At 67.8% G+C, this 12,776-nt stretch carries 10 protein-coding genes and 2 pseudogenes; 2 read left to right on the forward strand and 10 right to left on the reverse strand.

The genetic code is table 11. The features are described 5' to 3' along the window. Positions 1 to 112: 112 nt before the first annotated feature. The 5 genes and pseudogenes from QA861_RS28130 to QA861_RS28150 form a co-directional block, all read right to left on the reverse strand. On the reverse strand, positions 113 to 1,075 hold the full coding sequence (locus QA861_RS28130; RefSeq protein ID WP_443041668.1) for a deazapurine DNA modification protein DpdA family protein: 963 nt from the start codon (positions 1,073 to 1,075) through the stop codon (positions 113 to 115). Next, positions 967 to 1,518: a VUT family protein gene (locus QA861_RS28135; RefSeq protein WP_334591399.1), complete on the reverse strand. Its 552-nt coding sequence runs from the start codon at positions 1,516 to 1,518 to the stop codon at positions 967 to 969. The genes QA861_RS28130 and QA861_RS28135 overlap by 109 nt, the downstream gene beginning before the upstream one ends. Before the next feature lie 199 nt (positions 1,519 to 1,717). Further along, a complete protein-coding gene (locus QA861_RS28140; RefSeq protein ID WP_334591400.1) occupies positions 1,718 to 2,020 on the reverse strand; it encodes a hypothetical protein in 303 nt (100 codons plus the stop codon). A 90-nt stretch (positions 2,021 to 2,110) separates the two neighbouring features. Then, positions 2,111 to 2,419 (reverse strand): annotated as a pseudogene (locus tag QA861_RS28145) (transposase family protein); the annotation flags it as partial. An 84-nt stretch (positions 2,420 to 2,503) separates the two neighbouring features. Next, positions 2,504 to 3,214 (reverse strand): annotated as a pseudogene (locus tag QA861_RS28150) (IS256 family transposase); the annotation flags it as partial. Positions 3,215 to 3,384: 170 nt separating this feature from the next. On the opposite strand from QA861_RS28150, the gene QA861_RS28155 reads away from it, so the two are divergent. Continuing rightward, entirely contained in the window at positions 3,385 to 4,863 is a 1,479-nt protein-coding gene (locus QA861_RS28155; RefSeq protein ID WP_334594867.1) for an ISL3 family transposase, read from the forward strand. A 269-nt stretch (positions 4,864 to 5,132) separates the two neighbouring features. Here QA861_RS28155 and QA861_RS28160 read toward each other — a convergent pair whose 3' ends face one another. The 5 genes from QA861_RS28160 to QA861_RS28180 form a co-directional block, all read right to left on the reverse strand. Next, the gene (locus QA861_RS28160) at positions 5,133 to 5,555 is read right to left on the reverse strand and encodes a PaaI family thioesterase (protein WP_334591401.1); all 423 of its coding nucleotides are present in this window, start codon (positions 5,553 to 5,555) and stop codon (positions 5,133 to 5,135) included. Between the two features lie 632 nt (positions 5,556 to 6,187). Next, the gene (locus QA861_RS28165; protein ID WP_334591402.1) at positions 6,188 to 7,915 is read right to left on the reverse strand and encodes an acyl-CoA dehydrogenase family protein; all 1,728 of its coding nucleotides are present in this window, start codon (positions 7,913 to 7,915) and stop codon (positions 6,188 to 6,190) included. 2 nt (positions 7,916 to 7,917) lie between these two features. Then, on the reverse strand, positions 7,918 to 8,709 hold the full coding sequence (locus QA861_RS28170; RefSeq protein ID WP_334591403.1) for an SDR family oxidoreductase: 792 nt from the start codon (positions 8,707 to 8,709) through the stop codon (positions 7,918 to 7,920). A gap of 101 nt (positions 8,710 to 8,810) precedes the next feature. Next, positions 8,811 to 10,673: an AMP-dependent synthetase/ligase gene (locus tag QA861_RS28175; RefSeq protein ID WP_334591404.1), complete on the reverse strand. Its 1,863-nt coding sequence runs from the start codon at positions 10,671 to 10,673 to the stop codon at positions 8,811 to 8,813. After that, positions 10,673 to 11,467, reverse strand: a complete 795-nt coding sequence (locus QA861_RS28180; protein ID WP_334591406.1) for an enoyl-CoA hydratase/isomerase family protein — start codon at positions 11,465 to 11,467, stop codon at positions 10,673 to 10,675. The genes QA861_RS28175 and QA861_RS28180 overlap by 1 nt, the downstream gene beginning before the upstream one ends. A gap of 187 nt (positions 11,468 to 11,654) precedes the next feature. Here QA861_RS28180 and QA861_RS28185 point away from each other — a divergent pair, with 187 nt between their 5' ends. Continuing rightward, positions 11,655 to 12,263 (forward strand): TetR/AcrR family transcriptional regulator, encoded by a 609-nt coding sequence (locus QA861_RS28185; RefSeq protein ID WP_334591407.1) that lies wholly within the window; start codon positions 11,655 to 11,657, stop codon positions 12,261 to 12,263. Positions 12,264 to 12,776 lie beyond the last annotated feature (513 nt).

The raw sequence follows: 12,776 nt of genomic DNA on the forward strand, positions 1-12,776 counted from the left end.
GAACCCGAGGAACTATGGGGTGGACGGGGGGTCGCGTCTTCCGGGTGATTGGGGTGGGGCATCGGGGAGTTGGTCCTCCTCATAGACGTGCGGTATGTGTCTGGTGGCGGATCTAAGGCAGCTGGGCGGTCACGCGCTGATACCAGCGGCTGGCCCAGTCCCAGCAGTTGGCGCAGCTCTTGTGGCTGTGGCCGGGGAGCGGGTCCGAGCGGCGGGCGCCCATCGACCAGGCCATCGAATCGGCGGAGACCAGTGCGTCGGCGTAGGCGCCGAGACCTGCGGTCTTGGCTCCGAAGCCGTGCAGGCGCAGGCCCCGGCGGGCGAATTGACGGACGATCGAGGCGATCTCGCCGGTGGCCTGGCGCCGGCAGACGGAACCGAGCCCGACGACGGGTTCCGCCGCCAGGTCGATGCCCGCGTCGGCGTACAGCTGGGCGCAGTGAAGGTAGTGGCGCAGCTCCCAGCCCTGCAGGACCGGGATGAACGGCAGGTCCGGGGCGATGGTGCGCAGCTCGATCAGGTTGGCCACCGTGTAGCGCTGGTGAAGGGCGATGGCCGCGTCCAGGTCCTGGTCAAGGTCGCCGGGCGACAAGCCGCGGGCAGCGCGGGTGCCGTGGAACCATCGGGGACTTGCGGCCGGTGCCTGGCGCGAGCCGAAGATCACCCATGGTTCGCACATCCAGTCCTGCGGAGCCGCCCATGCCATCCGGCCGATCTCCTCGGCGTATCGCCGGACCTCGGCGGCGTACTCGGCGGCGGGGGTGGTCCATCGGCCGTGGCGCTGCAGCTCGGTGAAGCCGCCGGAGTCCAGGGCCCACGCGGTGCGGGCGCGTGGGAAGGTCTTGCGCTTCTTGAGCCGGTTGCGGGATATGAACAAGGGGATGTCGCTGTCGGTGAGCCAATTCACCATGTGGGTGCCGAGATAGAACGTCGGCCCCGCTGCCTCGCCGACCGCCCTGGTGACGGCTACGCGGTCACCGCCAGGCGACGGCGCCGCACGATCGCGATCGCGGTGAGGGCGGCGAGGGTCATCAGCGTCTTGCCGAGCAGCTGGCCCGGCAGGAAAGCGAGCGATCCGAAGGCGAGCGACAGGAAGATCACTGAGTCGGCGATCGTGCCGACGGTGTTGCTGACAGCCACCGCCACCATCTGGCCGCGACGCCGCATTGGCTCATAGACGGCCGCGTCGAGCAGTTCCGACAGCAGGAACGCGGCCACCGAAGCCAGCGCCAGCCTCGGCTCCGCGAGCAGCCACGACACCGCGCCGCCCACCGCGATCGCCGCGAGCACCGCGCGGGGGCCGAGTACTTCCCGGGTCAGGTCACGAAGGACCAGCGCCAGACCGCCCAGGTAGACACCGGCCGGAGCCATCAGACCGAGCCCGACCGGGACTGTACCGACGTGGGCGGTGAGCAGATTCGCCGCGGGGACCGTGCCCAGATAGGAGGCGGCCAGCAGGCCGCCGTACGCCGCCCGTTGCGATCGTCGACCGGCGAACGGCCATGTGAACGAACGCACTGAACGAGGCATCCAGGTGCTCAGAGCGTGGTGCGAGACCGCGCGGGCCGGTGATTCGGTGCCCGGGGCGCGGCGGCGGACAGCGGCCGAGCAGGCATGGAGCAGTCCCTGATAGCCGGGATGACCGGCACGAGCGGACAAGAAGGGGTTCTCCGTATCGGTAAACGGCAGGACGAGAGAAGGAGAAGAGAGGGGTGTTTCAGGCGGCACGGCGGCGGCGCAGCTCGAACACGCTCGCCCATAGGGGGTGGTCGTCGATCAGGCGGCGGGCGTAGAGGACGGTGAAGTTGTTGTTCAGTCCGGCGACGCCGTATGGGAGTTGGCGGCGCAGCTCTTCGAAGAGGTCCTTGAGGCTGACCCGTGTGGCGCCGGCGGCCAGGCGGCGGGCGGCCATGCGTTCCAGCGCGCGGTATACGTGCGGGTTGTGCGCGTCGAAGGCGTGGAACTGTTCGGTGATGGTGTGACCGCTCGCGCGGTTCGTCCCGAGGACGGCGGTGAGCATGAGGTTCTCCACAGGCTGGGGAAAAGCGCGGCAGCGTCAGGTGCGCAGGGCGGGATCGGGGCGCAGGCGGGCGAAGGCGCAGAACAGGCCGAGGCGCTCAAGCAGCCCGGGAATCTGCTCCCGGAACGTCTGCCGCGGACAGCCCCGGCCCGAGCAGACCAGTCGGCGCACACGGACCCGGACCACCACCCGGCGGCCGTCCACCGGCACGTCCGCCACCGTCCGCCAGTGGTACCCGTGCACCTTCCCCGTCGGCACCCCGCACACCGGGCACGGAACCGGGACATCCCGGGTCCGGGCCGCGACCCGGACCACCTCGCCGCCATCCACCACATCCTCGACGACCAGCGCCGACAGCCCTGAAAACACCACATCCACAAGAGAGTTGGCATCATGCACAATCCATGATTGCAGCCAATGACGCAGTGTCACCACCGACTACGGAACAGAGCCAAACGAGCGGTGTAACTGGGGTTTTTGGGGTTACTGACGTGCTGCGGAGAGCCGGCCGTCGAAGGTGATGTCGAAGGCGTTGAGTGCGGTCTTCCAGCGCATGGTCCAGCGGGCCTGGCCCTTGCCGGTGGGGTCCAGAGACATGATCGCCATGTAGACGCACTTCAACGCGGCCTGCTCGGTGGGAAAGTGGCCGCGGGCCTTGACCGCCCGCCGGATCCTGGCGTTGACGGACTCGATCGCGTTGGTGGTGCAGACGATGCGGCGGATCTCGGTGTCGAAGCGGAGGAACGGGGTGAACTCCTCCCACGCGTTCTCCCAGAGGCGCACGATCGCGGGATATTTCTTGCCCCAGGCGTCGGCGAACTCGGCGAACCGCTCGAGTGCGGCTTCCTCGGTCGCCGCGGTGTAGACGGGCTTGAGCACTTTCGCGATCTTGTCCCAGTCCTGGCGGGCGGCATAGCGGAAGGAGTTCCGCAGCAGGTGGACCACGCAGGTCTGGACGGTGGTGCGGGGCCAGACGGCCTCGACCGCTTCAGGCAGGCCCTTGAGCCCGTCGCAGACCAGCATCAACACGTCGCCCACGCCGCGATTCTTGATCTCGGTGAGGATGTGCATCCAGTGCTTGGCGCCCTCGCCGCCGTCGCCGGCCCACAACCCCAGGATGTCCCGTCGGCCCTCGGTCGTGACGGCCAGGGCCACGTAAATGGGCCTGTTGGCAACGGCGCCGTCGCGGATCTTGGTTCTGTCGACGATCTTGTGATCCGGACGGTTGAGCGGTTCGTGTCGACCGTTCGCAATCATGCATCGCGTGCTCTCGTGATGTGCTTTTGGAGCTGTTTCCTTACCTGTCCGCGTTGCTCATCGAGGAGGTCGAGCGACGGCCGGACAAGGTGGTGTTGCGGACGCGGGTGCGGGCGGCGAGCGGGTCCTGTCGGTGCGGTCAAAGCTCCGCTCGGGTGCACGGCCGGTACGTGCGCAAGCTGCGTGACGTCGCCGTGGGCGGGCTCGGCGTGGTGATCGAGTTACGTATACGCCGGTTCCGCTGCGAGAACACTGCCTGCACGGCGGTGACGTTCGCCGAACAGATCGTGGGACTGACGACCCCGCACAGTCGGCAGACCCCGCTATTGCGTGGGGTGCTGACGCGGATCGGACTGGCCGTGGCCGGCCGGGCCGGAGCCCGCCTGGCCTCTGCGGTCGGCATCACCGTGGGCAAGGACACGCTGTTGCGGCTGGTCAGAGCCCTGCCCGAACCGGAGGTCGGCGAGGTGGAGGTCCTCGGTGTTGACGACTTCGCCTTCCGCAAGGGCCGTCACTACGGCACGGTGCTGATCGACATGGCCACCCACCGTCCACTGCATCTCTACGAGGGGCGCGAGGGCGAAGACCTCGCCGCATGGCTCCGCGACCACCCCGAGGTGAAGGTGATCTGCCGGGACCGGTCCAGCGGTTACGCAGAGGGCGCACGCATCGGAGCGCCGCAGGCCGAGCAGGTCGCTGATCGCTATCATCTGTGGGCCAATCTCGGCCAGGCGGTCGAGAAGACAGTGAACGGTCATCGCTCCCGTCTGGCCGAACCGCCTTCACAACCCGCAGACATCCCCGACGAACCGCAGGTAGTCCAGCTGCCGACAGAGCTGAAGATCGTGACTCGGCTCCGTGAACAACATGCTGCCGCCCACGAGTTGTGGCAGCAGGGGATGTCGAAGGCGGGGATCGGCCGGAAACTCGGACTGCACCAGGCCACCGTCCGCAAACTGGTTAACGCCCCCTCCGCGGACGACGTCGTCGCCAAAAGCCTGCAGCGTGCGCACGTCGTCGACCCGTATGTCGGCTACCTGCACCGGCGCTGGAACGGTGGCGTCAGAAACGCCACCCAGCTCTACCGCGAGATACAGGAACAGGGCTACCCCGGAGGCGAGTTGGCCGTCCAGCGTCACCTGCGGCAGTACCGCACCGGGCGCGGACATGCACCCGATCCGGGGCCGAAGCCTCCGTCGGTCCGTGAGGTCACCTCATGGATCATGACTCGCCCCGAACACCTGCGGGACGAGGTCGCCGGAAAGCTTCACCGGCTGCGCGAACGCGATCCCGAGCTGGACCGGCTCACTCTTCACGTCAGGAAGTTCGCCGTCATGATGACTGCACGCCACGGCGACCGCCTCGAGGACTGGATCACCGAGGTCGAACGAGACTCCCTCGCCCCACTCGCGGGCTTCGCCCGCAACCTCCGCCGCGACTTCGACGCCGTCCGCAACGGACTGTCCCTTCCCCACAGTTCCGGCGCCGTCGAAGGCAACATCAACCGGCTGAAGATGCTGAAACGGCAGATGCTCGGCCGGGCCAGCCTCGATCTCCTTCGCAAACGCGTCCTGCTCGCGCGATGAGTCCAGCCCGTCCGGATCACAAGATCGTCGACAGAACCAACTTCGTTGCAGGCCACACGGTTGCAGGCCGACCCATTGAGGAGCGGGAGTGGCCGCGCCCGCGCCGTAGACACGGAACTGTTTTTTGAGCGGCCGCCGTCCTCACCTTCGACCCCACGCCCACGGGTGAGGGGAGCGGAACCTACCTCTACGACCCCGTGCCGACCACGGGCGGCGCGCTCCTGATGATGGAGGATTTTTGGCCGGGCCCGCTGAGCCGGCCTGACGACTCACCCGGCGGCGGGTCGGCGGTACAGGCGTACCTGTCCCTGCGCGACGAGTCGGCCGTCTGCGTTCTTCATCTCAACGGCCCACAGTTGGAGGGTTCTGCCCTGCTGGACGGGGCGGCCCAGCACGTCGAGACGGCCGGTGACGTGTGGGCGTATGAAGTCGGTCTGGTTGTTCACACCGAGCGCGAAACCGCCGCCCTCGCTCTCCGCCAGGGCGGACCCGATCCCCGCGACGCTCTCGATGACCGACGCGTACACACCTCCGTGGGTGAAACCCATGGGGTTGTGATGGTCCGCGGTGATGTCAAGGTGTGCTCTGACTTCCAGAGGTGAAGCCGCATCGATGACGAGGCCGAGTACTTGGGTGAAGGCGCCCTGGACCGCGGGGTCGAAAGGCAGGCGAACGCCGGTCGTGTCCTGCATGGTGAGTCTCCTCGTCCAGCTGTCGTTCTGTGCGCCGGAAGGCGCAGGGTGGTACCGGCGGGCGGGCATGGGGGAGATTGCCCGCCCGTCGGAGTTCAGCGGCCTCCGCTGCCGCATCCCCGCCCGGTCGAACAGGCGGGCGTCGGCTCGGTGGCCTGCACGCCCAGGGGTTCCTGACGGCCGATCGACTGGGCCAGTGTCAACGTGGGTGGCGTCGGACGACCTCCTGGAGGCGGCCGGTGTGATGGGCCTCGGTCACGTCGAACGGTTCGGCGGTGAGCATCCAGCACCGGCTTGGACAGCCGACGGCCCTCCACCTGCCACAGGTCGATACCTCCGTCGGACACCGGATCGGTGCCCTGGGGCTTGCGCTTGTGCGGCCGGTTGAGGCCGATCACACCAGCACCGGGCCCGCGCACGTCGGATGTCGCGGTCTCGTCCTTGGGGGTCAGCCGACGAGGACCGAGACGATCTCAGCGACGCAGACGGGCGAGTCGCCGTCCTTCCACTCTACGGTGACGCGGAAAACGACCTGGGCCCCGTGCTGTCCCCGCTGGAACCCGGCGAGTTCGACGGTCGCCCGCAACCGTGCGCCGACGGGGGCGGGTGCCGGGTAACGGCCCTTGTTGCTGTCATACGATCTCTCCGGCTTGGATGACGTCGGTCAGCGAGTCGATGCGGCTGAGGCTGTGGGCGCCGTAGAAGTCGGCGTCCAGGAGACGGCGGGCGGTGTCGGCGTCCTCGGGCAGATCGAGGGCCGCGGTCAGGATGCGGGCGTGCATCCATCCGCCGGCGAGCAGGCCCCACTGCGTGAGGTAGGGGACACCACCCGCGAGCATGTCGCGTGGGTTGTTCTTGGCCTGCCGGAGCAGGGCCGCGGTGGCCTCGCGGCCGGAGGCGATCGCCAGGTCCAGTCGTTCGACGGTGCGCTTCGCGACCGGGTGGTCGTGGCGGCGCAGCGGCTCCAGAGAGGCTTCGACGAGCGCGTAGGCCGCTTCGGCGGTGGCGCCGCCGTCGCGTGCCAGTTTCCTGCGGGTGAGGTCGTTGGCCTGGATCGCGGTGGTGCCTTCGTAGATGGGCAGGATCCGTACGTCGCGCAGGTACTGGGCGGCGCCGGTCTCCTCGATGAAGCCCATCCCGCCATGCACCTGGATGCCGTCCGAGGTGATCTGCACGGAGTTCTCCGTCAGCCAGCCCTTGAGGATCGGCACGAAGAAGTCCGCCAGCTGGAACGCCTCGGCCGACTGTTCGGCACGGGCCAGGTCGAGCCAGGCCGACACCTGGACCTGCAGCGCGCGCATCGCCGAGGTGGTGCTGCGCATTGACAACAACAGCCGTCGCACGTCGGGGTGTTCGGCGATCGGGGTGCCCGCCGGGCGGCCCGCCACGGATCCCTGGACGCGCTCGGCCGCGTATGCCTCGGCGCGCTGGAAGGCCCGGTCGGAGCCGCCCAGGCCCTGGGCGGCGACGCCGAGCCGGGCGGCGTTCATCATCACGAACATCGCTTCCAGGCCCCGGTTCTGGGCTCCGACGAGCCAGCCCGTGGCGTCGTCGTAGTCGAGGACACAGGTGGGGCTCGCGTGGATGCCGAGCTTGTGCTCCAGGGACACTGTGTGGACGGTGTTGCGTTCGCCGAGGCCGCCGTCGGCCGTCGGGAAGAACTTCGGCGCGACGAACAGCGAAAGTCCTCCGAGCCCTTCGGGCGCGCCCTCGGTGCGGGCCAGCACCAGGTGCACGATGTTCTCGGTGAGGTCGTGGTCGCCCCAGCTGATGAAGATCTTCTGGCCCTTGATCGCCCAGCTGCCGTCGGGGCGCGGCCGGGCGATGGTGCGGATGCCTGCCAGGTCGGTGCCGGACTGCGGCTCCGTCAGGTTCATCGTGCCGGTCCACCGGCCCGACGCCAGCGGCGGTAGGTAGACCTTCTTGATCTCGTCGCTTGCGGCCGCCGACAGCGCATAGGCGGCTCCGGCGGTCAGACCGGGCCCGACGGCGAAGGCCATGTTGGCTGCGGACCAGATCTCGGTAACCGCTGTGGTCACCACACTGGGCATGCCCTCTCCGCCCGCTTCGCGCGGCAGGCCGATGCCGGCCCAGCCGCCCTCGGCGAACGCCTTGTACGCCTCGGTGAAACCGGGGGCGGTGGTCACCTTGCCGTCGGTGAGCGTGTTGCCTGCCCGGTCGCCGATGGCGTTGAGGGGGTCGAGGACCTCGGAGGCGAACGTGCCGGCATGGCTGAGGACTTCACGGATGTCGTCCAGGTCCACTTCCCCGCCGGTGGTGGCGTCCAGGACGTGCTGCCCGTCGATGACATGGCGGAGCAGGAAGTCGTATTCCCCCACGGGGGCCTTGTAGCCGCTCATCGTCACTCGCCCCCCAGGTCGATGCCGAGGGTGGTGCTCAGGCCGCCGTCGAGCGGGATGATGGCACCGGTCATGTAGTTCGTGGCCCGTGAGGAGAGGTAGACCGCCGCGGCCGCGACGTCCTCGGTACGGCCGATGCGGCCCACCGGGCTCGCCGCCACCAGCTGGTCGCCCAGCTCCTTCAGCGGACCTTCCATCATCTTGGAGGGGAAGGGTCCCGGGGCGATGGCGTTGACCAGGATCGACGGGGACAGCTCCGCTGCCATGTGCCGGGTCAGGTGGTGGACGGCGGCTTTCGAGGCGGAGTAGGAGTAGTTGCCGAAGCCGGGCACGATGTTGCCGTCGATCGAGCCGATGTTGATGACGCGGGCCGGGTTGTCGGGCGTCGAGGCGGCTTCGAGCAGGGGGCGCGCGGCCCGGGTCAGGTTGAACGGTGCCTTGAGGTTGGTGCCGAGAACGCGGTCCCAGGCCTTGTCCGGGAAGTCGTCGAACGAAGCGCCCCAGGTGGTGCTGGCGTTGTTGACGAGGATGTGCAGCGCGGGCTCCTGGCTTCGCACCTCCTCGATCAGGGCCCGGCAGCCGTCCTCGGTGCTGACGTCGGCGGGGATCGCCTTGATCGCGCCGTACTGCGACAGTTCCTTCTCCGCGGTGGCGCAGGCGTCGGCCTTGCGGGAGGAGATGTACACGCGGGCGCCGGCCCGCAGCAGTCCTTCGGCGATCATGTAGCCGATGCCACGGCTACCGCCGGTGACCAGGGCAGTCTTGCCCTCGACCGAAAACAGGTCGGGAAACATGGGGTGCTCCAAATGGGTAGTGCGATCAAGGGCCCGCGAAGTGGGGGTGCGACGGGCGCCCAGGCCCGGCGGTGGTGACGGAGCCCAGGGGGCAGCAGGCGTCAAGCCCGCTGGTACAGCGCCTCGATGTGGTCCTGGTAACGCTCGGTGATCACCGGTCGGCGCATCTTCAGCGACGGGGTGAGCTCACCGGATTCCACGCTCCAGGGCGAGGCAAGGAGGACGAAACGCTTGATCTGCTCGGGCCTGGACAGCCGGTCGTTGGCCTCGTCGACGATGGCCTGGGCCCGGGCGCGGACCTCGGTGTGTGCGAGGAGCTTCTCGATGGAGGTTTCCTCGATGCCCTGCGCAGTGGCGAATGCCTTGAGCGCCTCAGGGTCCACCGTCAGGAGAGCGACGAGGTAGGGCTGTGCCTCGCCCACGACCATGACCAGGTCGATGAAGTCGCGTCCGGCGATGAGGGATTCGATCCCGGTGGGCGCGATGTTCTTGCCGGCGGAGCTGACGAGGATTTCTTTCTTCCGGTCCGTGATGTGCAGCCGCCCGGCCTTGTCGAGGTGCCCCATGTCTCCGGTGCGCAGCCAGCCGTCTGCCGTGAGGAGTTCGGCCGTGGCGTGTGCGAGGTTGCGGTATCCGGGGGTGTTGCTGGGGCTGTGGATCTCAATTTCACCGTCCGGGGCGATGCGGACCCTGGTTCCGGGCAGGGGCAGTCCCACGCTGCCGCGACTCTGGCCGCCGGGCCGATCGAGCACGGCCACTCCGCCTGTCTCGGTCAGTCCGTAGCCGTTGTGGATGTAGATCCCGAGTGAGGCGAAGAACTCGGCGACGTTCTCCCTCATGGGGGCGGCGGCGGTGCATGCCAACGCCTGGTCGAGGCCGAGCATGACACGTATGTCCCGCAGCACTCCCTCGCGTGCGCGTTGGGCTGCGGTGCGCAGCTCGGCCGGCACGGGAGCGTCGTCGATGATCAGTCGCCATTCCTCGATCAACGTCTGCCGGTCCGCCTGCAGGGCTTGATGATGGCTGTCCATCATCGGTGAAGCCAACAACGCCTGAGCGCCCTGGCCCAGTTTCTCCCAGACACGAGGCACGGTCAGGAGACAGCTGGGGCGGTGCGTCCGCAGGCTGTCGGGCAGATCATTCGGATCCGTAGCGCACCACACGTGACCGCCCAGGTGCAGCGTCAGGTAGACGCTCCACAGCCGTTCGGCCACGTGGGCCAAGGGCAGTGAGGAGGCGACCCGGTAGTCGTGGTCGAAGCCCCCGGTACGCACCATGGCCTCGGCGTTCCACAGCAGGTTGTGGTGCGTGAGAATGACTCCCTTGGGCTGTCCCGTTGTCCCAGAGGTGTAGATGTAGGTGAGGGGGGCGTCGGGGCGGAGGGAGGCGCAACGCCGTTCGATCTCGTCCCTCAGGAAGTGCCGGTGACGTGCGCCGTCGGCCACCAGTTCCTGCCACGTCGTCGCCGGCGACGTTTCGGTAGGCGTGTGCGCGGGGGCGTCGCCGGGGCGGGCGGGAAGCATGATGAGGTGCGGAGCGTGTTCCGCTACCCATGGCACCTTCTCGATCCGCTCCCTCGCCGTCTCCTCGACGACGATGAGGTGCGGCTCCGCATCACGGACCACGTGGTCCAACTGCTCGATGGACAGGGTCGGATACAGGCTGACCGCAGCCGCTGCGCAGTGGGAGGCGGCCAGGTCTGCCGCCAGGTGCTCGACGCGATTACCCGCGAGGATCGCGATCGTCCCACCGGGTTCCAGGCCCAGCCGCAGGTAGCCGGCCGCCGTGTCGAGTACCAGTTCGCGGTACTCCTGCCAGGTCAGCGTGGTGACGGTGCCCTCAGCGGCTCTCCAGGAAACGGCGGGATACGTTGCTCTGTCCACCGCGCGTGCGGCCAGGAGACAGGGGAGAGTGCCTGGGGCGCCCCAGCCCTCCGGGGGGTCCTTCGGGGCTGCGGCGGCCATCACTTTCCCTCGAAGACGATGTCGGCGTGGTTCTTGAGGAATTCCCGCGAGCCCTGGCTCAGCAGCAGGCCTACGCCGTGCTGCATGTCCCGGGTGTCGAACAGCGAGGTGGCCGCGTCCAGGACGAAGCGGTCGGTCTCGCGCGGGCCGTGTGCGAGGGAATGGTTCACGAGGCGCTTGCTGACGGCGTGCGCGCGGGTCGGGCCCTTGGCCAGCCGCTGCGCCCAGGCCAGGGATTCATCCCGCAGCTGGTCACCGGGAACGACACGGTTGATGATGTTCCACCGCTCGAACGTCTCGGCCGGGTACTGGTCACCGGAGAAGGTGATCTCCAGAGCACGGGCGGAACCGCACCGCTCGGCAAGGCGGTAGACGCCGCCGAGGAAGGTAGCGGCACCGATCAGGGCCTCGACCTGAGCGAACTTGGTGCCCTCGGCGGCGATGACCAGATCCGCAGCGAGAGCGATCTCCAGTCCAGCGGCCAGGCAGAGACCCTGAACAGCGGCTATCACGGGGAACGGTGCGTCTTCGATGGCACCGATGAGCGGCATGACCTGTCCGAACAGCTCACGTGCATCGGTCGCGGAGCGCCCGGCGAAGAGGTTCACATCGGCTCCGCCGGAGAAGATCGGACCGTCGGCCTGGATCAACAGGGCCCGCTTCCCTTCCTCCTTCGCCCTCCGGAGTCCCGCCTCCAGGCCGTCGCTGATGCTGGAGTCGAAGAGGTTGGCCGGCGGGTTGGTCAAGGTCACCACGGCGACGTCGCCGATGGCCTCGTACTTGGTCTGGCTCATGCATGTCTCCTGAACTGAACGTCGTCGACTGAACTGTCGACAGAGCGCCGGGCAACCTCCCCGGCACCCGCTAGACTAAGTCGACTAGACTGAACCGTCAAGAAAAGCTCGAAGGCTCGACCCGCACGCGACGCCGCTATGATTGAGGCCGCATAATGTAGTACCCCCGAAGCCATCAGGAGTGCCGGTGAGCCCGCAACAGCGGACCGAGATGTCGCACAAGGAACGCCTGCTCAGGCAGGGCATGAGGCATTTCTACGCGCACGGCTACCACGGCACTACGGTGGACGCCGTCCTCGACGCCTCAGGAGTCCCAAAAGGTTCCTTCTATCACCATTTCGGGTCCAAAGAGGCGTTCAGCAAGGCAGTGCTCAAGCGCTACATGGAATTTCAGCTTAATCTGCTGCAAAAGTGGGCCGAGCGAAATGACATCTCCACGACGGAGAAGCTGAGCGGCTATTTTGACGAAATGGTGAAGGCATTCATCAGCTCGGGCTATCAGCGGGCCTGCCTGGCCGGGAAGTTTTCCACGGAGGTGTCCGCCACGTCGGAAAGCTTCCGAGCTGTACTGGAAAGCGACCTGCGGGACTGGCGCACGGATCTCGTCAGAGTCCTCAGGCAAGGACAGGACCAAGGCGACGTGCGCAAAGACCGTTCGGCAGAGGAACTGGCCGATGCGCTGCTGGCCATGATCCAGGGCGCCTTTGTGATCGCCCTCTCCTCGCGAGAGGAAGCATCACTCAACGCCATCACCACCACCATCCCCCTGCTTGTCCAGGCCCCTTCGGCGACTTGACGCCGAAGAAGCGAACAGCCCGAAAGCGGCCTGTACGGGTGCAAGTTGCATGCCGGTTGCGCCTTCCTTCTGAACCTGCAGGCAGGTCGCCCTCCCTGCAGGGGCATCGAGGTGAGCGCCTACTTCCTGCTGGACATAAGCGGCCTTCTCGGGTCTGCGCGGGATGGAGACTTCGCGGAAGGGCCGAGCGTCGTCGCTCGGGGCGATCACAGGGCGTGATAGGCGTACGTGCTGTTCGGTTTCCACAGCGCGCGGGTCCACGATCCCTCCGGTGACTCGGTCGTTCTCCAGACCTGTTGACCGGGAGCCGGTGGGCAAGCGGTTCACTGCCTCCGTCGTACTCGCCGACGACCTCGGCGTGCCCGCCGCCGGCCGCCAGGCCAGGTGAGGCCACGCTGAAAGGGTCAGGGGCGGGGTGTTCTTGTGTCCTTGGAGGCCGGGGCAGCGGAACGAACCCGAAGGAGTCCTTCGGGTTCGTGGGACGGAGCAAAGGTCCACCGCCCGCGGGAATTT

Origin of the sequence: Streptomyces sp. B21-083 (assembly GCF_036898825.1) — a bacterium.
GTDB lineage: Bacteria > Actinomycetota > Actinomycetes > Streptomycetales > Streptomycetaceae > Streptomyces.

Coding starts and splice junctions, on each gene's coding strand:
- QA861_RS28140 (WP_334591400.1), bottom strand. CDS start 2,020: ATGCTCACCGCCGTCCTCGGGACGAACCGCGCGAGCGGTCACACCATC.
- QA861_RS28160 (WP_334591401.1), bottom strand. CDS start 5,555: ATGCAGGACACGACCGGCGTTCGCCTGCCTTTCGACCCCGCGGTCCAG.
- QA861_RS28165 (WP_334591402.1), bottom strand. CDS start 7,915: ATGAGCGGCTACAAGGCCCCCGTGGGGGAATACGACTTCCTGCTCCGC.
- QA861_RS28170 (WP_334591403.1), bottom strand. CDS start 8,709: ATGTTTCCCGACCTGTTTTCGGTCGAGGGCAAGACTGCCCTGGTCACC.
- QA861_RS28175 (WP_334591404.1), bottom strand. CDS start 10,673: ATGGCCGCCGCAGCCCCGAAGGACCCCCCGGAGGGCTGGGGCGCCCCA.
- QA861_RS28180 (WP_334591406.1), bottom strand. CDS start 11,467: ATGAGCCAGACCAAGTACGAGGCCATCGGCGACGTCGCCGTGGTGACC.